This window comes from Steroidobacter denitrificans (assembly GCF_001579945.1).
Taxonomy (GTDB): Bacteria; Pseudomonadota; Gammaproteobacteria; order Steroidobacterales; family Steroidobacteraceae; genus Steroidobacter; species Steroidobacter denitrificans.
Window position 1 is genome coordinate 1907974 of sequence record NZ_CP011971.1, and the last position, 20283, is coordinate 1928256.

28 protein-coding genes and 3 tRNA genes are annotated in these 20283 nt (G+C 61.5%); 11 read left to right on the top strand and 20 right to left on the bottom strand.

Annotated features, from left to right (window positions below):
- Positions 1–6 precede the first annotated feature (6 nt).
- The 3 genes from mtnA (at position 7) to ACG33_RS08710 (ending at position 2493) form a co-directional block, all read left to right on the top strand.
- Positions 7–1119 carry an S-methyl-5-thioribose-1-phosphate isomerase gene (gene mtnA, locus ACG33_RS08700; protein WP_066920419.1) on the top strand — a complete coding sequence of 371 codons (1113 nt, stop codon included), beginning with the start codon at positions 7–9 and terminating at the stop codon, positions 1117–1119.
- Entirely contained in the window at positions 1116–1769 is a 654-nt protein-coding gene (locus ACG33_RS08705; protein WP_066920421.1) for a class II aldolase/adducin family protein, read from the top strand. Before mtnA ends, ACG33_RS08705 begins: the two co-directional genes overlap by 4 nt.
- Before the next feature lie 67 nt (positions 1770–1836).
- On the top strand, positions 1837–2493 hold the full coding sequence (locus ACG33_RS08710; RefSeq protein WP_168160052.1) for a PaaI family thioesterase: 657 nt from the start codon (positions 1837–1839) through the stop codon (positions 2491–2493).
- A 255-nt stretch (positions 2494–2748) separates the two neighbouring features.
- Here the strand turns inward: ACG33_RS08710 and ACG33_RS08715 are convergent.
- A tRNA-Ala gene (locus ACG33_RS08715) sits at positions 2749–2824 on the bottom strand.
- A 103-nt stretch (positions 2825–2927) separates the two neighbouring features.
- Positions 2928–3482 (bottom strand): SixA phosphatase family protein, encoded by a 555-nt coding sequence (locus ACG33_RS08720; RefSeq protein WP_066920425.1) that lies wholly within the window; start codon positions 3480–3482, stop codon positions 2928–2930.
- 190 nt (positions 3483–3672) lie between these two features.
- Here ACG33_RS08720 and ACG33_RS08725 point away from each other — a divergent pair, with 190 nt between their 5' ends.
- Positions 3673–5082: a saccharopine dehydrogenase C-terminal domain-containing protein gene (locus tag ACG33_RS08725; protein WP_210398981.1), complete on the top strand. Its 1410-nt coding sequence runs from the start codon at positions 3673–3675 to the stop codon at positions 5080–5082.
- A 10-nt stretch (positions 5083–5092) separates the two neighbouring features.
- Here the strand turns inward: ACG33_RS08725 and ACG33_RS17050 are convergent, their stop codons facing one another.
- Positions 5093–5557: an RrF2 family transcriptional regulator gene (locus ACG33_RS17050; protein ID WP_066920429.1), complete on the bottom strand. Its 465-nt coding sequence runs from the start codon at positions 5555–5557 to the stop codon at positions 5093–5095.
- A 263-nt stretch (positions 5558–5820) separates the two neighbouring features.
- On the opposite strand from ACG33_RS17050, the gene ric reads away from it, so the two are divergent.
- Together ric and ACG33_RS08740 are read left to right on the top strand one after the other, a co-directional pair.
- A complete protein-coding gene (gene ric, locus ACG33_RS08735; protein ID WP_066920430.1) occupies positions 5821–6513 on the top strand; it encodes an iron-sulfur cluster repair di-iron protein in 693 nt (230 codons plus the stop codon).
- Positions 6513–6992 carry a carboxymuconolactone decarboxylase family protein gene (locus ACG33_RS08740; protein ID WP_066920432.1) on the top strand — a complete coding sequence of 160 codons (480 nt, stop codon included), beginning with the start codon at positions 6513–6515 and terminating at the stop codon, positions 6990–6992. Before ric ends, ACG33_RS08740 begins: the two co-directional genes overlap by 1 nt.
- Before the next feature lie 55 nt (positions 6993–7047).
- On the opposite strand, the gene ACG33_RS16100 is transcribed toward ACG33_RS08740, so the two are convergent.
- Positions 7048–7130 (bottom strand) — tRNA-OTHER (locus ACG33_RS16100).
- A 206-nt stretch (positions 7131–7336) separates the two neighbouring features.
- Between ACG33_RS16100 and ACG33_RS08745 the strand changes: the two genes are divergently transcribed.
- Positions 7337–7591, top strand: a complete 255-nt coding sequence (locus ACG33_RS08745; RefSeq protein ID WP_066920434.1) for a type II toxin-antitoxin system prevent-host-death family antitoxin — start codon at positions 7337–7339, stop codon at positions 7589–7591.
- A gap of 11 nt (positions 7592–7602) precedes the next feature.
- Positions 7603–8031 (top strand): hypothetical protein, encoded by a 429-nt coding sequence (locus tag ACG33_RS08750; protein ID WP_066920436.1) that lies wholly within the window; start codon positions 7603–7605, stop codon positions 8029–8031.
- A 237-nt stretch (positions 8032–8268) separates the two neighbouring features.
- On the opposite strand, the gene ACG33_RS08755 is transcribed toward ACG33_RS08750, so the two are convergent.
- Positions 8269–8958 (bottom strand): hypothetical protein, encoded by a 690-nt coding sequence (locus tag ACG33_RS08755; protein ID WP_066920438.1) that lies wholly within the window; start codon positions 8956–8958, stop codon positions 8269–8271.
- A gap of 400 nt (positions 8959–9358) precedes the next feature.
- On the opposite strand from ACG33_RS08755, the gene istA reads away from it, so the two are divergent.
- On the top strand, positions 9359–10897 hold the full coding sequence (gene istA, locus ACG33_RS08760; RefSeq protein WP_066920024.1) for an IS21 family transposase: 1539 nt from the start codon (positions 9359–9361) through the stop codon (positions 10895–10897).
- On the top strand, positions 10894–11652 hold the full coding sequence (gene istB / locus ACG33_RS08765) for an IS21-like element helper ATPase IstB (RefSeq protein ID WP_066920027.1): 759 nt from the start codon (positions 10894–10896) through the stop codon (positions 11650–11652). Before istA ends, istB begins: the two co-directional genes overlap by 4 nt.
- Positions 11653–11700: 48 nt before the next feature.
- On the opposite strand, the gene ACG33_RS08770 is transcribed toward istB, so the two are convergent.
- The 6 genes from ACG33_RS08770 to ACG33_RS16105 form a co-directional block, all read right to left on the bottom strand.
- Positions 11701–11901, bottom strand: a complete 201-nt coding sequence (locus ACG33_RS08770) for a hypothetical protein (RefSeq protein WP_066920440.1) — start codon at positions 11899–11901, stop codon at positions 11701–11703.
- Between the two features lie 41 nt (positions 11902–11942).
- Positions 11943–12033, bottom strand: a tRNA-Ser gene (locus ACG33_RS08775).
- Positions 12034–12400: 367 nt separating this feature from the next.
- Positions 12401–12751 carry a hypothetical protein gene (locus ACG33_RS08780; protein WP_066920442.1) on the bottom strand — a complete coding sequence of 117 codons (351 nt, stop codon included), beginning with the start codon at positions 12749–12751 and terminating at the stop codon, positions 12401–12403.
- Entirely contained in the window at positions 12748–12927 is a 180-nt protein-coding gene (locus ACG33_RS08785) for a hypothetical protein (RefSeq protein ID WP_066920444.1), read from the bottom strand. Before ACG33_RS08785 ends, ACG33_RS08780 begins: the two co-directional genes overlap by 4 nt.
- The gene (locus ACG33_RS08790; protein WP_066920447.1) at positions 12924–13151 is read right to left on the bottom strand and encodes a hypothetical protein; all 228 of its coding nucleotides are present in this window, start codon (positions 13149–13151) and stop codon (positions 12924–12926) included. Before ACG33_RS08790 ends, ACG33_RS08785 begins: the two co-directional genes overlap by 4 nt.
- Positions 13148–13312, bottom strand: a complete 165-nt coding sequence (locus tag ACG33_RS16105) for a hypothetical protein (RefSeq protein ID WP_157071722.1) — start codon at positions 13310–13312, stop codon at positions 13148–13150. Before ACG33_RS16105 ends, ACG33_RS08790 begins: the two co-directional genes overlap by 4 nt.
- Before the next feature lie 152 nt (positions 13313–13464).
- On the opposite strand from ACG33_RS16105, the gene ACG33_RS08795 reads away from it, so the two are divergent.
- Complete coding sequence (locus tag ACG33_RS08795) at positions 13465–13695, top strand: hypothetical protein (RefSeq protein WP_066920449.1); 231 nt, start codon at positions 13465–13467, stop codon at positions 13693–13695.
- Between the two features lie 122 nt (positions 13696–13817).
- Here ACG33_RS08795 and ACG33_RS08800 read toward each other — a convergent pair whose 3' ends face one another.
- The 9 genes from ACG33_RS08800 to ACG33_RS16520 form a co-directional block, all read right to left on the bottom strand.
- Positions 13818–14948: a phage major capsid protein gene (locus ACG33_RS08800; RefSeq protein WP_066920451.1), complete on the bottom strand. Its 1131-nt coding sequence runs from the start codon at positions 14946–14948 to the stop codon at positions 13818–13820.
- A 158-nt stretch (positions 14949–15106) separates the two neighbouring features.
- Positions 15107–15427, bottom strand: a complete 321-nt coding sequence (locus ACG33_RS08805; protein WP_066920453.1) for a hypothetical protein — start codon at positions 15425–15427, stop codon at positions 15107–15109.
- 37 nt (positions 15428–15464) lie between these two features.
- The gene (locus ACG33_RS08810) at positions 15465–15821 is read right to left on the bottom strand and encodes a hypothetical protein (RefSeq protein ID WP_066920455.1); all 357 of its coding nucleotides are present in this window, start codon (positions 15819–15821) and stop codon (positions 15465–15467) included.
- Between the two features lie 219 nt (positions 15822–16040).
- Complete coding sequence (locus ACG33_RS08815; protein WP_066920457.1) at positions 16041–16541, bottom strand: primase-like DNA-binding domain-containing protein; 501 nt, start codon at positions 16539–16541, stop codon at positions 16041–16043.
- Positions 16538–16714 (bottom strand): hypothetical protein, encoded by a 177-nt coding sequence (locus ACG33_RS16110; protein WP_157071723.1) that lies wholly within the window; start codon positions 16712–16714, stop codon positions 16538–16540. Before ACG33_RS16110 ends, ACG33_RS08815 begins: the two co-directional genes overlap by 4 nt.
- A complete protein-coding gene (locus tag ACG33_RS08820; protein WP_066920459.1) occupies positions 16711–17070 on the bottom strand; it encodes a VapE domain-containing protein in 360 nt (119 codons plus the stop codon). Before ACG33_RS08820 ends, ACG33_RS16110 begins: the two co-directional genes overlap by 4 nt.
- Before the next feature lie 67 nt (positions 17071–17137).
- A protein-coding gene (locus tag ACG33_RS08825; RefSeq protein WP_157071718.1) for an IS3 family transposase occupies positions 17138–18309 on the bottom strand; the annotation gives its coding sequence in 2 pieces (ribosomal slippage) (positions 17138–18027 and positions 18027–18309; 1173 coding nt in all).
- Positions 18201–20075, bottom strand: a complete 1875-nt coding sequence (locus ACG33_RS08830) for a VapE domain-containing protein (protein ID WP_066920461.1) — start codon at positions 20073–20075, stop codon at positions 18201–18203. Before ACG33_RS08830 ends, ACG33_RS08825 begins: the two co-directional genes overlap by 109 nt.
- Entirely contained in the window at positions 20072–20269 is a 198-nt protein-coding gene (locus ACG33_RS16520; RefSeq protein ID WP_210398982.1) for a hypothetical protein, read from the bottom strand. Before ACG33_RS16520 ends, ACG33_RS08830 begins: the two co-directional genes overlap by 4 nt.
- Between the last annotated feature and the right edge of the window lie 14 nt (positions 20270–20283).

Consider the following 20283-nt stretch of genomic DNA (forward strand, 5'->3'; position numbering starts at 1 on the left):
CCTCCCATGCGGATCGCCGGTCGGCACTATCGCACCATTGCGCTCGCGGCGGACGGCTGCTCGGTCGAGATCATCGATCAGACGCTGCTACCCTTCACCTTTAAGCTACGGCGCCTACAGAGTCTGGAGGATGCCGCACAGGCCATCTGCGAAATGACTGTGCGCGGCGCGCCGCTGATCGGTGTTACGGCTGCCTACGGAGTGGCGCTTGCGATGCGCACCGATCCGGGAAACGCCTCGCTGCGCCGGGCGATGACGACGCTCGGAGCCACGCGGCCCACGGCCGTCAATCTGCACTGGGCACTCGCTCGCATGAGTGAAACACTGCAGCCGCTCGCTCCGGGTGCGCGCGCCGCGCAGGCATACGCTGAGGCGTGGGCCATCGCCGAGGAGGATGTGCGTTGTTGCGAAATGATCGGCCGGCATGGCTTAAAGCTGCTGCAGGCACTCGCCGCACGTTCACCGGGCCGGCGCTTGAATGTACTCACACATTGCAATGCCGGCTGGCTCGCCTGCGTAGACTGGGGCACTGCCCTCGCCCCTATCTATGCCGCACACGAGGATGGTCTGCCCGTGCACGTGTACGTCGATGAGACAAGGCCGCGCAACCAGGGAGCGGCTCTCACCGCCTTCGAACTCGGAGCCCACGGCATACCGTACACGCTGATCGTCGACAACGCCGGGGGACATCTCATGCAGCAAGGTCAGATCGATGTCTGCCTCGTCGGCAGTGATCGAGCCACCGCCGGAGGTGACATAGCGAACAAGATCGGCACCTATCTCAAGGCACTTGCGGCACGCGACAATGATGTGCCCTTCTATGTCGCCCTGCCTTTCTCGAGCATCGACTGGAGCATAAACGACGGGCTTGCACAAATTCCCATCGAAAATCGCCCGGCACGGGAAGTCACGCATCTAGCGGGTCTGGACGAGCGCGGCCGCAGAATCGAGGTACGCATCGCGCCTACCGATGCGACTGCAGCAAATCCTGCTTTCGATGTAACGCCGGCGCGCCTGATCACCGGCATTATTACCGAACGAGGCGTGGCAGCGGCGGATTACGCCGGTCTTGCGGCACTTTATCCGGAGCGCAGCGAGGCGCGGCGGGCTGGCGCATGACGATTACCAGAGGTGAGGAGCTGCGCACGGCGATCTGCGCGGGCGCTCGGTCGTTGTACGCCGCCGGGCTCGCACCCGGCAAATCAGGAAACGTCTCGGCACGCCTGGGTGACGGCCTTCTGATTACGCCCTCCGGGGTGCCTTATCCGGCGATGCAGCCGGAAGACATCGTCGAACTCGATGGCGCCGGCAGCGTACGTGCCGGACGATACCGGCCTTCCACCGAGTTACCGCTGCACCAGGCGATCTATGCAGCGCACCCGACAGTACAAGCGATCGTGCACACCCACAGTCCGCATGCCACGGCGCTGTCGTGCGCACGGCGCAGCCTGCCGGCCTTTCACTACATGATCGCGGTAGCTGGCGGCTCCGAAGTACGATGCGCAGACTATGCTACCTTCGGCTCGGAGCAGCTCGCAGCATACGCGCTAGGAGCGCTCGAGGATCGCAAGGCCGTGCTTCTTGCCAATCACGGCGTCGTCGGCGTCGGCGAAGACCTCGAGGAAGCCCTGAATATCGCTGTCGAAATCGAGAATCTGGCGCGCCAGTATCTGCTTTTGCTGGCCGCCCATCTTGAACCCATCGTGCTCGACACCGCCGAGATGCAACGGGTCCATGCGCAATTCGCGGACTATGGATACACACGATAAGCATGCTGCCGGTATCGCCCGGAGAGGTTGAGATCAGCATGCCAGGCTTTATCGAATGGAGGAACGCATGAACGAGCCGCTCGATGGCAGCGCCTTATCCCAGTATTTTCTTTTGCCGACTGACGCCAGCGAAGCACCTGTCACGGGTATTTGGGCTGAGCGACGCCGACTGGCGAGCATCATGCGCACCGTCATCGAACATTTGACGGTTGCGGATACGCCGGAAAGCGAACTGCGCGAGGCTGCCGATACGCTTCAGCACTTGGCAGCGCAACTTGGCGCTCATCCGCGACGGCGCAAGCGGGACGACATCGCCGATACCGCGACACCAATGGACAAGCACGCTCTGATCGACTTCAGTCCGCTGATCGGCCTATCCAATCCCATCTCGCCGCCGCTCGAACTCACCTTGGACGGCAACACGCTGCGGGGACGACTGCGCTTCGGTACTGCTTACGAGGGTCCACCAGGTTGTGCACACGGCGGCTGCATCGCGGCGGTATTCGATGAGTTGCTCGGCTACGCCCAGTCGCTCACGTCGCTGCCGGGCATGACGGGAACCCTCACCATCCGCTACCGCGTACCGACCCCACTACACACCGAACTCCACTGCGAAGCGCGCGTGCAGCGCATCTCGGGACGCAAGATATTCTGCGTGGGTCGGTTATATGCCGGCGAGACCCTGTGCGCCGAGGCGGACGGAGTCTTTCTAGCCTCGCGCTGAACCGGTGCCATTGTCGCCTGATTCGCGCGGCTTACCGCCACTTTTAGCCGGTACAGCCCATGATCGGCCGACGCCGATGCCGCCATACCGGGCCAGCAGATATGCTCGATCGCCTGCCTGCCTGCACTACAGGGCGTCCCATTCCGGCGTACCCGCCAGTGCCGGCGGATACGTCACATCGGTAAACACTGCAAGCCTGAAGCGAGTGAAATTCAGAAACGAAATCGTCCGACCGAAAACGGTCGGCGGTGTGATTGGTGGAGCCGAGCGGGATCGAACCGCTGACCTTCTCATTGCGAACGAGACGCTCTCCCAGCTGAGCTACGGCCCCACCGAAGGAAGGGATGAATTGTAGCATCGCCCCCCGGGCTGGCAAGACGCTCCGCAAAAATTTCGGCAAAGGCCGCTATCCGCCATGTGCCGAGTCGACGCCCTCAGTACTGCAGCCGCACGACCTTGGTTTTCGAGATCTGCGGCACGAAGACGACGAACATGGCGTTGTATTCATCGTCGCTCAGCGATAGCTTCTCGCCACTCAAGGCCTCGATCAACTGCGGTACTGTATCGGTACTCCCCACGACCAGCACGTACTCGCCGCGATGCTCGTGCTTGATTCGGCGTGCCAGCTCGTCCCAAATCGGCGATGGCACCAAATTGACCGGTAACCCCAAGGCTTCGGAAAGCGGCGTCGCCGTCTGATGCGTGCGGCGATACTCGGAGGCAAAAATCGCATCAATGCCGCGCACCGGCCGGGCGTGGGCCAACATCTTCGCCAGGCGGATCGCACGCTCTCGTCCCTGCTGGCTGAGCGGAGGATCCGGATCGGCGCTCCGCTCGATCTCCGCATGCCTGACGACAAACACGACTGTCGTCGCTCGCGCATCGAACAGCCATGCCGCGGCCATGACAAGCATGATCAAAAGAAGGACCGGCAGCACCAGGGGGAAAAAGAACGGCCTGCGGCGCAGCTTGTCGAGGTCGCGTTGCATCCATTCATGATAAACACTCGCGCCGGGAACGACTACCGCCGCGCATCCTCTCGTCGATACGACTCGAATCATCCCCCATAACAGCTCCTGCAAGATGGGCCCTGCAAGGCCCTTCTCCCCATTACGGGGTACTATCTCCCGTCAAGCTTGAACGAGCCGCGGCCGAAGAGGCCGCACAGGAGACAACACTGTGGAATTTTCGGGACGTATCGTGATGATCGGCTGCGGCAGCATCGGCCAGGCAATTCTGCCACTGCTACATCGGCACCTGACACTTGGGCCGGGCCAGATCGTCGTCTTGTCCGCCGATGAGGCAGGCCGATGCATCGCTCAGGAGAATGGTGCGAATTTCATACACGCGCACCTGAAACCACGCAGCTTCCGCCGCATTCTCGGGGAACATATCCGTCCCGGAGACCTGTTGCTCAACCTGTCGGTCGATGTTTCCAGCCTGGACCTAGTCAGATATGCCAGTGAGAACGGTGCTCTTTATGTTGATACATCAATAGAACCCTGGCCTGGGGTGTTCGACAACCCCATGCTGGATCTGCGTCAGCGGACCAATTTCATGATCCGCGAACGCGCATTGCAGCTGTCGCGGGAACTAGGCCGCGACGCACCGACAGCCGTCGTCGATCATGGCGCAAACCCCGGCCTGGTCTCCCATTTCGTCAAGAAGGCCATGCTCGATCTCAAGGCCGCGCTGGGCAACCCGCGAGGCACGCCGACTTGCCCCGAGGAATGGGCACTGCTCTCCCAGGAACTGGGCATCAACTTGATCCAGATCTCGGAGCGTGATACCCAAGCCAGCGACCGGCCCAAACGTCCCGGGGAATTCGTCAATACCTGGTCGGTCGACGGTCTGGTGGACGAGGCGATGCAGCCTTCGGAGATCTCCTTGGGTACGGCGGAAAAACGCCGTCCCAAGGCCGCACAATTCCACCGGCGCGGCTCAGGTACGATGTACCTGAATCGTCCGGGAGCGGCCACCTTCGCCCGTAGTTGGACTCCCTCCAGCGGCGGTTTTCAGGGTGTACTGATGACGCATGACGAAGTCTTTTCGATCGCCGACCTGCTGTCATTACGCGACGGTGCCGATTTCAAATATCGCCCGACCGTCATGTATGTCTACCATCCCTGCGACGACGCCGTGCTGTCGATGCTGGAGTTGGAAGGCAGCGGCTGGCAGCCGCAGCAGCACAAACGGCGCCTAGGACCAGACATCGTCACCGGGATGGATGAATTGGGCGTCCTGCTGGCAGGTCATGCTCGCAACGCCTACTGGTACGGCTCCCAGTTGACCATCGAGGAGGCGCGCCGGCACGTCCCCTATGCCAATGCCACCAGCATCCAGGTCGTTGCCGGAGCGCTGACCGGGATCATGTGGGCAATCCACAATCCGCGCCGCGGGCTGGTGGAGCCCGATGACATGGACTACGAATTTTGCATGGCAGTGGCGACTCCTTACCTCGGACGGATGGTCGGCGAATTCACCGACTGGACGCCGCTGCAGGGCCGCGGCGAACTGTTCGAAGAAATGTTGGATGTCGATCGACCCTGGCAGTTGGAGAATGCGCGCGCGCGCCAATGGCGCGGCTGAACGTCGCTCGCTATCCTTTAAGACCCGTTTTTCGCGCCCTGTCCTTTGCGCCGCCTTGGATACCGGCAGCCGGCCCCGGAAAGGCACAGGCGGCGATGCTGGTTTTATCCAATTCCGCCAGGAAAGCCTGATAAGCGGCAGCAAGCCGGGGCCGAAGGCGGCAATGAGGCGTAAGAACGCAAGCACCACCATCGGCGCGGAAGCATTCCGTGAGCGCATAGCGCTGTTCCAGATAGCGTACGACTTCACCCAGCATAATGGTGTCTGCCGGGCGCGCAAGCCGCATACCGCCGCCGGCACCACGCTGGGTCAGGATAAAACCGCCACGCGCCAGATCCCGCACCACCTTGGCAAGGTGGTTGTATGGAATCCGGAATTGCTGGGCAATACCCGAGGTCGTCAGAGGCTCATCCGGTGTATCGGCGAGCCGCATCAGGACGCGTAATCCGTAATCGGTGAAGGCCGCTAGGCGCATGAGGCTCCTTAAATTGGTATTTACAATGCATATTCTCGGTCCTAAACTAGTATTGTAAATACCTTTACTGGATTCAGCTGTCTATTTGTTCCCGGTTCACCTGACCTATCGAACGTAATGTTTCATGACGAAAAAGCGCCGGCAGTTCGAAGCATGCTGCCTCGCGGCTGATCGGTTACGCATGGTGACGGTGCCGCCTGTCGTTGCGGCCTGAAACGGCCGCAACGACTTTTTTCCTTGCTTGCCAGCCTGGAGTTCCGACGATGGCCATTCAAAATACAGAGGCATTGCGCACACGTACCGTTGGCAACATTGCTGCCACACTGCCCGGCGCTACCGCGGTCTTTCGCAAGTTCAGAATCGACTTTTGCTGCAGCGGCGAACTCACGCTCGAAGACGCTGCGCGACGGGGCGGTCTCGAGCTCAGCGAAGTGGAGCAGGCATTGGAGACGCTAAGCGTCGATCCTGGAACAGGCGCCGTACCGACCGGCATGAGCAGTGACGAACTGATCGATCACATTCAAACTCATTATCATGAAGCGTATCGCCGCGTTCTACCTGAGTTGATCGCGCTGTCGCGCAAGGTGGAAACCGTGCATCGAGGCCATCCACGGGCACCGGCAGGGCTTGCCGATGTATTGCAGCAGATAGAGGGCGAGCTGCGGCAGCATATCGTCAAGGAAGAGACGGTGCTGTTTCCGGCGATACGCCAGTCGACGAACAGCGGGATCGGCGCCGCAATCGGTGAGTTGCGTCACGACCATGAGAGCCACGGCACGCTGGTGCATCGACTGGAGAACGTTACCGACAACTTCACGCTGCCTGCAGAGGCCTGTCGTTCCTGGCAGGCGCTTTATGTCGGTGCCGCCAGGCTCGCCGAAGACTTGACGGAGCACATCCACCTGGAAAACAACATCTTGTTCCCACGCTTCGCGACAATGGAGAGCAGAGTCTGATGAGTACGCAATCCAGAATGAATGTCGCCAAGCTCGCTCCAGAGCTTTTTCATGCCGTCGTTGAGCTTGAAGATGCCGTAAGAAAATCGGGCTTCGATGCCCAGTTGCTGCATCTGGTTCGGCTGCGCGCCTCGCAAATCAATGGATGTACCTACTGCGTCGACCTTCACGTCAAGGAGTCTTTGGCCGACGAAGTAAATCCAATGATACTGCACCATGTGGCGGTTTGGCGCGAATCCTCTCTTTTCGACGACAGGACTCGAGCCGCCCTGGAATGGACCGAGAGCGTCACGCTGGTAGCCCAAACCGGCATTCCGGACGCTGCATTTGCAGCGGTACGAGCCGTTTTCTCGGAGGCCGAGATCGCCCAGCTCACCATCGCCATCAGCATGATCAACGTCTGGAACAGAATTGCCGTGAGTTCGCGCCAGCAACATCCGGTGCCGAGCAAACCAGCAGCCAAGGCCAGACCGGCCTGAGGGATCGCGACGACTCTGGTTTGATGACTCTGGCAAGAGTACCAGGTGGCCTGAATGGCGGAGACGGTGAGATTCTAACTCACAGACCCTGTAAAGGGTCGCCTGTTTTCAAGGGCTGTACCTATTGGGCCACGCTCCAATACGGCGAATACAGCGCCACAATCGGTTCAACCAGCTCCAGGTTGCACCCATACCGGGACTCGGAAGTTTCGACTTCCAAGCATCCGGGTACGTGTCGCCTACAGTTCTCGCCTTCGGCTCTGCCATTCCAGTCTCTGGAGCACGTTTGCCAATTTACGTATTGTACGTATAATACGGTGATTCTCCTACAGAGGAATTTAGACATGGCTCAAGCAAGCGCTCTGGAGTTTCAGCGCCGCTTTGGCGAATTCCAGCACCAGGCCCAACGGGAACCCGTGGAAATCACACGGCACGGCCGCCGGGAATTCGTGCTCATGTCGGCCGACCACTACGATTGGCTGGTCGCGGCCGCCAAGCGCACCCACCACGCCTCCGAATCACCGAATGTCGTACTCAACGCCATCGAACGAGCGGAGATGGCCCCTCAGCACGCGACGCTTGACGAACTACTGAAATAATCGCTGCCGCAATGACCATTCCCGAACCCTCCCCGGGACTGGTGGTTCGCTACGACTACCTGTGGTCCCGAGAAGCGGCAGCAGGACGCATACAAGGAAAGGAGCGCCCCGCCTGCCTCGTCGTGGCGAGCGACAGTGATACGAAACCGCGCTTCGTGGTTCTGCTGCCGATCACACACTCACCGCCTCTTGGAGATACCGTAGCCGTTGAGATTCCGGCGAAGGTCCGGAAGGCCATCGGCTTGGACGATGCGCCAAGCTGGATCGTAGTCTCGGAGTACAACGTCGATGAGTGGCCCAATGCCGGCCTGGCGCCACTACCCGGCAGGCCCGACCTCTACGCGTACGGATTCATTCCTCCGGGTCTGTTCGCGACGATTAAGGCCCGGCTGGTGGCCTTGGCGCGAGAGAAGAAGAGCGAAGCAGTGAACCGCACCTGACAAGTGAGGGGCTGAACGGCGGCCAGGCACGCATCAGAACCCGAACTGCCCGATCCGGCAGATGTCACCCACCGATACAGACCGCGCATACCGTTGACCTCCGATGGTCGGTACGGGCTCACGTCATGAGCACACTGAGCGACTCAAAACGATAAGTAATAGTTGCTGGGCCGACTGTATGGGGATAGCCACATGCGCGCATACTGCAATGAGCGCGCGGGAATAGAGCTTGATGAGCTAGCCAGTCGAACTATCGTTGGGTTTATCGGTGGCGTAGAGGTTGCTGTCGAATTCGGCAACCGCGCATTCCATACGCTCCATTTGCTTCTGCATTATTCGCATGAAGATATCGATGTCGCCGCCCACATTAAGTTCTCGACGTAATTCCACCAGCAAACGAATCTGTAGCTCACTTAGGGTTTTTATTTCTGGCATCAGATCCTTCATATACTGGCGGTGAAGGGCATTCATTTGATCCCAGAACGCAGAGCGCTCGTCCGCCGCTTCCTTCGATACCTTGCTCGCAAATTCAAATGAGCGATTAAACCGTTCGAACTGCGCGGAATTTCGCTGTCCAGATTCGTTGAACTTCGACATCAGAGCGAGTACGCGTTTTATCTCCGATTGCGCGTTCTCATACTGAGCGTTGCTGAGATTAATGTCGGTGCGTAGATTGTGCATCGGCATCACTTTCGCTATCAGCTTTATCTGCAACTCGCCATACGCCGAGATAACATCGCTAACTAGCTGCACTGTCCCCTGGCTAACGACAAGCTGTAATTGCGCACCCGCCGCCAGCAAGTTCCGAATGGGCAATTCAGCGTCTGGCTTGCTGAAATCCGCTTGAGGCAAGGCGCCGAAATACGCGAGTCCGCGGACATTGGCGTCTACGGCTTTCAGATACAACTCTCGGCGCAGGGCGAGCAACCGCTCCTTCGCTTTCTCCGCTGTGCAGGATTTCCTGTGATTGGACCCCCCTGATTTCCTAGGAATGGGACCACCTGATTTCCTGGGAATGGACCCACCCAATTTCCTCGGAATGGGACCACCGGCCGGAGCCGCTTTTGGAGCCCGGCGGCACGCGTTGTTGCGTGCCGCCGCGGCCTCAGGAGCGAAACGGCGATGTCAACCCAGACGATATCCTTTTCGGGGGTAGCCCCGAGCCCCACCCCGGCGCTCGATCGTGGCGCCAGCGCCTTCTACGGCGAGCGTCGTTCCGCAATTCACACCCCAGACGCGGGCTTCGGCCCGCTCACACAGCCCAGTCCGCTTATCGTCGTGCATTTGTTCGCACGGGGAGAGTTGGGTGGCGCGGAGGGAATTGACGGTGCAGAGATATGAAGAAATCAAACGACGGCTCGCCGAGGGTCGCAGCGTGCGCGAGATCGCGAGCGCATTGCGTTGTTCACGCCGCCTGGTGCGCGAGATCCGCGATGGCGTGCGCGTGACGCATGCTATCGCAGCGAGTCCGGATCCGTTGTGGATGTCGCAGCTGGACTGGCCGGTGATCATTCACGATCTGGGACTCGGTCATCCGCTGAAGTTCATCTGGGAGGAAAAAGCGCAGACGCTGACGACGTACTCGAACTTCTGGAAGCAGTTCTATCGCAAGTTCCCGCAGTGTCGTGACGCCAGCGTCACCGCACGGACGTTCGAGCCCGCCGAGCGGGTTGAAGTCGATTACGCTGGCGAGCCGATCGAGTGGTACGAGATCAAGACCGGCGAGATCCACAAAGCCTACGTGTTCGTGTCCGGCTTGGGCTTCAGCCAATTGCTGTTCGCCTGGGCGGCGCAGGACATGAAGAGTCGCAACTGGATCGCCAGCCATCGACGCATGTACGCCTATTACGGCGGCGTACCTCACGTCACGGTGCCCGATTGTTTGCGGCAAGGCGTCGTCAAGTGTCACTTGTACGATCCCGATCTGAATGAAGATTACGCGCACATGGCCGCGCACTTCTCAACCGCGATTGTTCCAGCGCGCGTCAGAAAGCCGAAGGACAAGGCGATCGTCGAGGGACTCGTAAAAATCCTCGGTCGCTACTTTCGCTTCCGCTTTCGTCACTCGCGATTTACCTCCATTGCCGAGATCAATCGAGCACTCATGGTATGCCTCGAGCGGATCAATGACCAGCAGCACCGTCGTTTTGGCGTCTCACGTCGCGAGCGCTTCGAGACCATCGAGAAGGCCGCACTGAAGGCATTGCCGACCACCGAGTACGATGATGGCGAGTGGAAGGAGGCGAAACTCCATCCCGATTGCTTTCTTGCCGTGGAAGGCGATTACTACAGCGCGCCGCACATCCATCGTCATAAAACGCTACGAATCAAGCTTACCGACAATCAGGTCGAGATCTTCCTGAACTTGGAACGTCTGGCGGTCCATCCACGCTGCCGCATGAAAACCGGCCAACGCATCAAGATCAAGGAACACTTCCCGCCGAACTCCGATGCCTATTACGAGGCGACACCGCAGCGGTTGCTATCACAGTCGCGTTTTATCCACGCCGATCTCAACGCGCTCTTCGTCGAATTGTTCAACGAAGACGTCTTTGCGCATATCCGTCGCGCCATGGGCTTGGTCTCGGCTTGTACCAAAGAGATCAACCTCGTCGGTCACGAACTCGCCAGCGTACGCATCGCCGCGGCGATTGCCGCCATGCGCCGCTATAACCGGATCCGCGTTCCTTACTTCAAGGACTTGCTCGCTCAGGCGCGTAAACAATCGATGAATCCTCAGGCCGAGCGCGACATCGTGCGCAAGCCCGGCAATCCCATGCTCCGGTACGTCAGTGGTGCGGCGCTGCAGACCGCCGACGAACCTTCCCTCTCTTGTACTGCGGCCCAGGAGAATCTACCCCTATGAGTATTGCTATCGTGAAGAATCAGCTGGCTGAAATGAAACTGCTCGGCATGCTCGGCGTGTTGGAGAATGCGCTCGCCCAAGCCGCCCGCGATCAGCTCAGTGGCGGCGAACTGCTCAATCAGTTGGTGCAAGCGGAAGTTGATTACCGCCGGAAGCGAAAAACCGCCAATCGCATCAAAGCCGCCAGGTTCCGTGATCGTCCGGCCTTCGAAGACTTCGACTTCACCGCGAAACGTTCGATCACCCGCACCCAGATCAAAGAGATCTACAGCCTCGACTGGCTCGAGGACGCGCGGCCACTGATGCTCATTGGGCCGACCGGCGTCGGGAAGACCTTCATCGCACAGGCTGTCGGACTGCACGCCTGCGCCAACGGAAAATCCGTCATGTTCACCAGCATCACCAAGTGGCTCGAGAATCTCAATCTCGCACGCTCCAGCGGCACGTATCTTCGCTATCGTGACAAGCTCGCCAAGTTCGATCTAATCATCTTCGATGAGATGGGCAGTCGCAAACTGACCGCCACTGAGGCTCAGGACCTATGCGAGATCCTGGAAGAGCGATCGATCAGCAAGTCCGTCGTGTTCACCTCCCAGTTGCCGCTGGCTCACTGGAGCGAGGTGATCGCCGATACCGTGATCGCCGATGCTATCCTCGATCGACTGCAGCACTGCGCGCTCACCATCGGGCTCACCGGCGAGAGCTATCGCGGTGTCAAAGCCAAGAAACTTGCTTCGCGCAAAAAGGACGCGTAAAAGTCCTCGCCAGCGGCTCCGCCGGCAACCCATCCAAGGTGGGTCCAATCAGAGGAAATCGGCCGGGTCCAATGCACGAAATCCTGCAGCTGTGTCGTGATCGAGTTGAAGTTTGAGACGCCTCGTTGCGCCGATGTTGGTGGCGACGGCACCCACAATGGTGCCCAATAGGGCGATACCTGCGACGACTATTCCGGACCAAATTGCAGGCAAACCCAGAAGCGTTTCGGTGGCAGCAGGTTCAGCCATTTCTTATTTCCTTTGGGCTAAAGTTTTTCGTGTTCTTGGGTTGGCGGTGGGGGTGGGATTCGAACCCACGGAAGACGTTGAATCTTCGGTAGTTTTCAAGACTACTGCCTTAAACCACTCGGCCACCCCACCACAGCTATATCCTTGTTTTCAAGAATCCCAATCCACCCACAGACGCATCGTACCACCACGCAAGTGCATGAATCGCGTGAGTGCCAAAGCGTGTGAAAACGCCGTGAAAACTAGGCTTTCAGGCCCGGGTGCAACTCCCGTTGCAACCGCGCTGGCATGGGGCCTCGCCCTGGGCCTCAAGCCGGCCCGGAGGGCATCGTCTCAGGGGCTCCGGAGAGCGTTTTCCGGGAGGCCTAGCCCCGGGCCCCTGATGTGGCTAGGGGCTGGGAGGCTCCGTGACGATCCGGGCCGGCGAGGGTAGCCCCGGGAGCCGGGCACGAAAAAGGCCGGCCCCGTCCACCAGAGCCGGCCTTCGTGAACGCCGCACCTACTCGCGGCTCGCCCGCATCGGGTCGGTGGGGACGACGTTGCCGCTCCCGCACCTCGGGCACTCGAAGATCTCGCCCGGCGTGAACGTCTCGCTCGACCGCAAGCACCGCCGCTCGCAGTACCAGCACCGCAGCTCGATGCGAAACACGGGCACGCTCGCGAAGTTCACTGCGCCCCGTATCGTGATGCTCTCCGCGCTGATGCCCTCGATGACCTCGATGAGGGTGTTGCCCTGAGAGTCGCGCAGCGTGACGCAGCCGTTGCGCAACTCCGAGCGAGTGAGGTCGGCCGAGACCTTCGTGCGGCGGAAGTATTCGAGCGCCGCCACCTCGATCCGACCGAGCCTCACAGCGGAGCCCTCAGCGTGAAGATCGGGAGGCGCTGCGCCAGCCGCTCGATCAGGTCGGCGGCCATGCGGTAGCGTTGCGCGTTGGCCGGCAGCCCGGCGTCCTCGCTCAACTGCGCCGCCTCGTGCAGCAGGGCCGCCATCGCCTGCGCCTCGCAGAACAGACGCGCGGCGCTCATGACCGCCTCCCTGCCGCACGCAGTGAATACCGCCCGCGGCTGTACGTCGCGTTGATCAAGCCGGCGCTGATGGCGCGGTTGATGGGGTCGTAGCCGAGCGCGTTGTTTCGCCCACTCGCCGCTGCCGGATGCAGGCGGACCGCGACGAAGCGCTTCGTGCATCCGGGATGAGCTGCGACGATCCCGACTGCGCGCGCCATCTGATAGCCGACGCGGGCGCTCATGACGCCTTCACCTTCTTCGCCGCGATCCAGTTGACGTAGCCCACGGTCGGCTCGCCGCCGCACGCCTTCTTCACGCGCTCGACGATCTTCTCGACGGGGACCTTCTTGGCCAGCAGGCTTCGGATCAACGCGGCCTGGGACTGGTTCTGCTTCGCCTTCATGGTGGATACCTCTCCGATGGAGGCCGGGGACCTTCCCCGACCATGAGGCTCAACAGTGCTGCGCGTCACAGCCCGAAGTACAACAGTTTTTGTAATTCTGTGAAAATGTGTAGACTCGCCGACGGTATCAACCTAACTCGGAGGCGGCGACAATGGCGAAGCGACCTGGGTCCTACGCGGACGTGCTCGGACGGCTGGACCGGATGAGCGAGGCGGAGCTGCTAGCGGCGATCGAGGGCGAGCTGAACGCGGACTCGCCGCGAGCCGAGATGCTCATGCGGTTGGTCGGCCGCTTCAACCGGGCGCGGGGCGGCAGGTTCAAGGCCGGCGTCATGGGGCTGCTCGGGAAGAAGGGCCGCAGGACGCTGGCGGGATTGCTCTGATGAAGGTTGCCGTGCTGCGCGACTCCCGGCACGGCGTCGGGTTCAAGGAGATCAGGCCGGGAGAAGAGGAAATGACGCCCCGGCCTTTTCGTCGCTGCCCGCCCTCGTCAGGGCGAATCCCGTCAGGTGCCCGTCAGGTCCACCTTCACCACGCCGCCGGTGTCGTAGACGGCCAGGCCGCCGCGCATCTCGGCGAGCAACGTCACCAGGTTCTTGATGAAGTTGTCCCGGTCCTCGCTGCTCACCGCGGTCGTCACCGACTGTCGATCCAGTAGCGTGATGCGCCGCGTGTCGAGGATCAGCGCCGTGCCCTCCGCGAGCCCGGCCGCCCGCGCGACAGGCAGACGCCAGACGCTCGGCGCGGCGGGGTTGCCCCATCCGCCCGCGACGTACTGGCCGTCGCCCGAGTCGGCGCGCTCCGTCTCGAAGTCGCTCCAGTCCAGCGGGTTGAGCACGACCGCCTGCGCCACGTACCCCGTCGCCCACATCGCGGCGATGGCCTCGCTCAGGCGATCCACCGGGTGCGACTTCGTGTGCGCGAACACGCTCGCCTGCGGCACCAGCCCGTGGATCTTGTCCGTCGTGCCGTTGCCGTTGATGAGCAGGTCCTCGTACTTGGCCATCACGTCGATGTTCAGGATGCCGCTCAGGATGTTCGACAACTGCGTGTTGTCGGCCAGCACCTGTCGGCTCGCGTGGGTCCAGTGCGCGACGGTGGCGATCTTCGTCGTGACGAGGTTCGCGTCGAACTCCGTCTCGTTCTTCTGGTCGCCCTCGCTCTGCTGCACGCCGACGTTCGGCGTCCTCGTGAGCTGAACATACTCGTAGCTTTCGCCGCCGACCGGGGTCGAGGGCAGCAGGTCCACCAGCGTCAGCGGCGCGACGGCCGGGCCGACGGTGGGACCGCGCTGCGGCTGCGTCGGGAAGCCGTTGGAGCCGCCGCCCTCCGGCAGGTTGACCAGCGCCTTCAGCCGCTTGATCGACATGCCCTTGAGGGCGAAGCTCGCCAGCTTGGAATCGCCGTCGTGCATCGCCTTCACGCGGGTGGCGAACTCGCCGTCGAACGGGTTGGCGATGCCCGGCGCAGAGAGCCTGCGCCCCGTGCCGCCGTCCGCGACGATCTGTTCGAGCGCGTCGAGGCGTCCCTTGATCCCGGCGATGAAATTCTCGTCCGTGATACCGGCCGCTTTCAGCTTCGCGGCCAGCGCCTCCTTGACGGCTTCGATGAACTTCTTGCGTTCTTCGTCGTTCATGATGTGTGTCTCCAGAAACGGTGTTGATGATTCGAGTGATCACCGATTCGGGAAGCCGGCGTCGCGCAGGCTGGTGCGGCGGGTCGTATCCACAACATCACGCAGGGACGACGGGAGGATTGTCCGGCGGGGGATGGTTCGATGTACACCGCTCACGCTCATTTCCGTGTTCTCCACTGCGCGCCTCGCTTCCTGCGCGCGGCCCGCCGCCTCTCGTTGATCTTCTCGCGGTTCTCGGCGTAGTACGCCCGGCCGTACTTGGTCATGTAGTCTGGGTGCGAGGCGCGACGCGCCCGAGCCTTCGCAAGCTCGCTCTCGCGGTTCTTCGCGTACCATGCTTTCGCATAGCGTTTTCGCTTTGGCTTGTTCTTCTCGCGCCATTCCTTCTGCGCAACGGCGATCTTTGCGCGATGCTGCACGCGGTACGTCTTCTTCTGCGCGAGGCGCTTCTTCACAGCCACCATTGTCGTGACGCCCATTCGATGAGTTGCCTGATCCGGCGACGGATGCGCGCGATCATTGTAGGAACCTCTTGCGCATCTCCTCGTCGCGATCGAGGGAGCGCAGCGCCTTCATCACGCCGACGATCCGGGTCCGGTCGATTCCGGCGTGGTCCATCAGCCGCCCGAAGTCTTCGACCGGCAGGCTCAACACGCGGTCGAAGCGGTCGCCGAAGTACGCATACGAGAGCCGCTTGATCGTGTCGAGAATCCCGACCGCCGTCTCGCCATCAACGCCGGCCACGTCCATCAAGCGTCGAAGCTCGCCGCGCGGGAGCGCCATGAACTTCTGGAAGTGCAGTCCGAAGTACGCCCACGCGATCCGCTCGATCGCGTCGAAGTCAGGCCGCTGTTCGTCGTTCGTCGTCGTCATCGTCGTTCACTCCTTCTCAAATTACGTTGCGCACTTTTGCCCGCCGTCGTTCACGGTGCCGCGATCCGCGTGCGGACGGATCGAACGTCGAGCATCGAAAATCGTTTTTGCCATAGATCCCTCGTCAAAATTGACCTGGGGACGCGGTGTCGAGACATCGACGCTTTGGCTTTTCAGGCACCCCTAGGGGCCGAAGGCAACGATGTAAAGTTGTTGCGCTCATCGCTTCGCCCTTCGCTGCGCGTTGCGCCGAGCCTTGAGGCGGTCCTTGTTCTTCAGGTAGTACTCGCGGCTCTTCCGCTTCCGTTCGTCCTCGGCCGCCTCGACCGTCTCCGCTTCCGCCGCCTCTTTCGTCTCCTTCACCCGACCGCTCAGCGCCATGTACGCATCGACGTAATCGCCGGCACGCTCGATGTCCTTGCGCAATGCGCTTAGCCTCTCATCCTTGAAGCGCACGCCCTTGAGCGCGTAGGCGCTGTGCCACACGCCGTCCTCCTGCCAGCGACACGTACAGGCCACGATGCCGTGGTCCTGCTCCAAAGCTGCGAGGAAGGGAACAGGGTCGAGCCTGCGGTGCTTCACGTCGCGCACCTCGCACCAGAGGACGTAAGCCTTGTGCATGGCACCGATGGACACGTGATCCGATGCGCTGAGCACGCAGCACTCGTCGAGGAACTTGCGGACGTGATCGATGGCGGGATGCTGTGCGCGCGATGTCATGACAGCGCCGCTCCGCCGAGGCCGGAAACCGGCAACTGCATCACTGCATCATCAGCATCATTTTCCCTAATAGAGCAGAATTTAGGGCTATGGCAGTTTGGGCTGTAATAGGGAAAATGATGCATGATGCTGCTGTGATGCAGCCGGCCTAATTGCGCTGTGTCGAGGTTCATTTCGCCTCCTTCGGCCTGACGTACACACGCGCGGAAGGCGATTTTTTCCGCCATCCGAGCGCCCTGAAGATCTTTCCGACCCGACCCGCGTTGAACTGCGTGAGCTTCTCCGCCCCGACGCCAAGCTCCTTGAGCGCCTCTCCGGGGAGCAGCTCGTCCCTGTCCTTCAGGCTTCCGGTCTTGAGCATCACGGACAGCTCGTCGTGCCACGGGTCTCTGAGCCTGCGACCCTCCGCCTGCTTGGCCGCGAGCGATTCGAGTTCGGAGTCCAGGTGCCAGCGTTCGCCTTGCTTGTAGCGCGCGTGCGCTTCGGCCCAGAGCTGATCGCGGTCGCGCGTCAGGCGCACGAGGTTCACGCCGCCGCACCTGACAGGCCAGAAGCGCCTGTTGCCGGTGATCTTGCCTCGATTCGACGTACACCACCTATGCAGCCCTGAGACTGGATTCAGCAGCAGCCGGCGTCTGATAGCCGATCGATGAATGCATTCGTTGCAGATTGTAGAAGCCTTCTATCCAGTTGACGAGGTCGAGTCGAGCTTGGGCTCGCGTTTCGTAACGCAGTTGATAGACGCGCTCAACTTTCAACGTCTTGAAGAAACTTTCAATTGGGGAGTTGTCCCAGCAGTTCGCACGCCGACTCATCGACTGAACCATTCGGAAGTCCTTGATCATGTTGCGATATCGGTCGCTTGCGTACGGGCTGCCGCGATCGGTATGCATGATCAGATCCCCCGCCGGTTTGCGACGCCAATACGCCGAGCGCAGAGCGCTGCACACCAGGTCGGCATTGATGCGATCGCTCATTGAGCAGCCCACGATGCGCCGGCTGCTCAGATCCATCACCGCAGCCAAGTACAGCCAGCCCTCGCCGGTCGCAACGAACGTGATGTCGGCCACCCACGCCTGGTTGACCGACCAGCCATCGAATCGACGCTCCAGAACGTTGGCCGCGATCGGCTTGCGATGATTCGAGTCGGTCGTTACACGGTAGGCACGCTTGTAGACCGGCCGTAGACCCTGGCGGTGCAGGCTCTTGCGCACCCGTTCGTGGCCAACCGTGAGCCCCTGGCTGCGCAGGCCTTCTACGATCCGCGGACGCCCGTAGCTGCGTCCGCTAGCCGCATGCATCGCCGCCACTCGTGCGTCGAGCGCCGCATTGGCCAGTGTACGTTCGCTCGGCGGGCGGCCACGCCATTGGCAGTAGCCCGAGCGCGAGACGGCGAGCAGCCGGCACAATCGGCTCACACTGTACTGGTCGCGATGTGCTTCGATCCAGGCGTACCTCACCGCGATTCCCTTGCGAAATACGCCGCCGCTTTTTTTACGATCTCAAGATCTAACTTGGCGTTCGCCAGTTCGCGACGCAACCGGGTGTTCTCAATCTCCAACTCCGACACGGGCCGCTTTACCGGCGCTGCCCCAGGCTCGCCAAGCGTCCCCGCCTTGCTGCGGCGAACCCAGTTCGTTACCGTGGACTGCGGAATCCCTAAGCGCTTGGCTGCAGGATTACCTCCGATCGACGCCGCAAGTCGCACCGCTTCGATCTTGAACTCATCCGTATACTGCCGGTTCGACGTGTACTCTTTCTTGCCCATTTCGTTCTCCCGTTCATCAGAAAATACCAATAATCTGATGTACGTGAAACCGAGGCAGCGTCACCGGTGTCGTCGATCAGGTATTGGTCCTCGTTGGTCGTGCCGGCGAACACGCACTGTCGCGGGTACTCGATCTCGAACCTGCCGAACGCTGGCCGGAACCGTTCGACCCGGCGTGTGATGAACGCCTTGACTGTTTCGATCTCGCTCTTTCTGAACTGCGCCAGCTCGGGAAGCTCGATGATCCACTTCCCCCTGATGTGGTCGGCGGCGTCCTTGCTCGACAGGTCGCCGGGAAGCGAGTCGGAGAAGTGCTCGTCTCCGGCGAGCGCACGCAGCGCGCTACTTTTCTTCTTGCCTTGCCCGCCTTCGAGCACCAGCGCGTAGTCGGCCTGGCATCCCGGCTCGATGACCCGAGCTATCGCCGCGATCATCCACTTCGCCCCGACCGCCCGCAGGTACGCCTCGGGCGCACCCTTCGCCTGAAGGTACGTGGTCAGCCAGTCGTCTAGCCTCGGCTTGCCGTCCCACTCCAACCGCTTCAGGTAGTCGCGGATCGGGTGGAACGACCAGCGCGAGCGGGCCCATGTGCCCAGCGCCCCGTCCACCTTGTCGCGCCCGATGCGCGGCATGTAGTGGCGCTGCACGTACTGCTGCATGGCGACCGAGTCCTCGTCGCGCCACTGTCGCGGGTACTCGTCGCTAGCGACTACGGCGGTGTCGCCGGGCACCGGGCGCACGAGCACGCGGCGCATGCTCAGTTCGTCATAGCGGACCATGCCGGCGAGCGACGAGTCGTGCTCCACGATCAGGCGCACGTTCTCCTCGTCGGCGATGATCGATCCGCCGTCGCCGCGCCGTAGCTGCGACCTCACGGCTCCCTGCGGGAACTTCACCTTCGCGCTGGCTAACATCCTCGGGATGTTGCCGAGCGTCTTTTCCCAACTGCTCTTGCGTTTCGGGTTGTCCTGCCCCTCGCTCTCGAACATCAGCGCGCGCAGCCGGCGCAGGGCGTCCTTCTCCAGCTCGCCGTTGCAGATCGCCCGCGCGGTTAGCTGCACCATCGGTCCGTGAAAGCTCTCGCCGCTCTTGATGAGCCGTTCCAGCTCCCCGTCGCTGGCGCGCTGGATGATCGCCTTCGGTTCGTCGCTATCGTCGTCGTCCGTTTCGAGGTCGCCTTGCGCAGCGCCCAAGGCTTCCGCGATCTCATCGATGCCGAACCTGTTGCCGGTCCACTCGACCATGTGAACGCCGAAGGGCTCGCCGTGCTCGCGCTTGTTGTTCACGCCGCAGTGGATGCGGGCGTACCTGGCCGCGTTGTTGCCGCTCTTGTCGCCGAGCCCCAGGGCTACGACCTTCTCCAACACGGGTCGGACCTGCGCGGCCGTGGCCCCTTCCGTCAGGAAGTACCACCACTGATAGTTGCCTTCGCTGGTCTGGACGCGCGCCGTGGGCTTGCCTAGCGTCCTGAACAGCTTTGCCGCATCGCCCTTGGTGGTCGGATCATCGACCACGATGGCGACGCACGCGATCATGTTCTCGATGGTCCTGCCCTTGGCTTTCGGCGGGAACGCGGCTGTCGAGACGTAGTGGTTCAGGCGCGGCGAGAACTCGCGGTCATCGTCCACGCGGATGGCGCGCCCCTGCCACGACGGGTCGTCGGCGTCGGGGAACGAGGTGATCCACGCCCGCGCTTCGCCCCCGACAGGTCCGACCAGCTCGCGCAGGAACTCCATCGGCGAGATGACCTTGCCGGCCTTGCTCATCGCGCATCGAACCACTTGATCAAGATCCGGTGCCTCTCGATCCTGATCGTGAGTCGTGCGCCGCACTCGCCGCATTGGAGGTGCGCGCCAGACAGGATTCCGGCGTCGTTTTCAGAGTCCGATTCCTTGACCGCAAACGCCTGGTGCTTCTTCACGTCGGTCGAGCCGCACGTCGGGCACAGCAGCGGGACCACCGTTCGCCCCTCCG

Coding starts and splice junctions, on each gene's coding strand:
- mtnA (WP_066920419.1), top strand. CDS start 7: ATGCGGATCGCCGGTCGGCACTATCGCACCATTGCGCTCGCGGCGGAC.
- ACG33_RS08705 (WP_066920421.1), top strand. CDS start 1,116: ATGACGATTACCAGAGGTGAGGAGCTGCGCACGGCGATCTGCGCGGGC.
- ACG33_RS08710 (WP_168160052.1), top strand. CDS start 1,837: ATGAACGAGCCGCTCGATGGCAGCGCCTTATCCCAGTATTTTCTTTTG.
- ACG33_RS08720 (WP_066920425.1), bottom strand. CDS start 3,482: ATGCAACGCGACCTCGACAAGCTGCGCCGCAGGCCGTTCTTTTTCCCC.
- ACG33_RS17050 (WP_066920429.1), bottom strand. CDS start 5,557: ATGCGCCTAGCGGCCTTCACCGATTACGGATTACGCGTCCTGATGCGG.
- ric (WP_066920430.1), top strand. CDS start 5,821: ATGGCCATTCAAAATACAGAGGCATTGCGCACACGTACCGTTGGCAAC.
- ACG33_RS08740 (WP_066920432.1), top strand. CDS start 6,513: ATGAGTACGCAATCCAGAATGAATGTCGCCAAGCTCGCTCCAGAGCTT.
- ACG33_RS08745 (WP_066920434.1), top strand. CDS start 7,337: ATGGCTCAAGCAAGCGCTCTGGAGTTTCAGCGCCGCTTTGGCGAATTC.
- ACG33_RS08750 (WP_066920436.1), top strand. CDS start 7,603: ATGACCATTCCCGAACCCTCCCCGGGACTGGTGGTTCGCTACGACTAC.
- istB (WP_066920027.1), top strand. CDS start 10,894: ATGAGTATTGCTATCGTGAAGAATCAGCTGGCTGAAATGAAACTGCTC.
- ACG33_RS08770 (WP_066920440.1), bottom strand. CDS start 11,901: ATGGCTGAACCTGCTGCCACCGAAACGCTTCTGGGTTTGCCTGCAATT.
- ACG33_RS08785 (WP_066920444.1), bottom strand. CDS start 12,927: ATGAGCGCCGCGCGTCTGTTCTGCGAGGCGCAGGCGATGGCGGCCCTG.
- ACG33_RS08790 (WP_066920447.1), bottom strand. CDS start 13,151: ATGAGCGCCCGCGTCGGCTATCAGATGGCGCGCGCAGTCGGGATCGTC.
- ACG33_RS16105 (WP_157071722.1), bottom strand. CDS start 13,312: ATGAAGGCGAAGCAGAACCAGTCCCAGGCCGCGTTGATCCGAAGCCTG.
- ACG33_RS08795 (WP_066920449.1), top strand. CDS start 13,465: ATGGCGAAGCGACCTGGGTCCTACGCGGACGTGCTCGGACGGCTGGAC.
- ACG33_RS08800 (WP_066920451.1), bottom strand. CDS start 14,948: ATGAACGACGAAGAACGCAAGAAGTTCATCGAAGCCGTCAAGGAGGCG.
- ACG33_RS08805 (WP_066920453.1), bottom strand. CDS start 15,427: ATGGGCGTCACGACAATGGTGGCTGTGAAGAAGCGCCTCGCGCAGAAG.
- ACG33_RS08810 (WP_066920455.1), bottom strand. CDS start 15,821: ATGACGACGACGAACGACGAACAGCGGCCTGACTTCGACGCGATCGAG.
- ACG33_RS08815 (WP_066920457.1), bottom strand. CDS start 16,541: ATGACATCGCGCGCACAGCATCCCGCCATCGATCACGTCCGCAAGTTC.
- ACG33_RS16110 (WP_157071723.1), bottom strand. CDS start 16,714: ATGAACCTCGACACAGCGCAATTAGGCCGGCTGCATCACAGCAGCATC.
- ACG33_RS08830 (WP_066920461.1), bottom strand. CDS start 20,075: ATGAGCAAGGCCGGCAAGGTCATCTCGCCGATGGAGTTCCTGCGCGAG.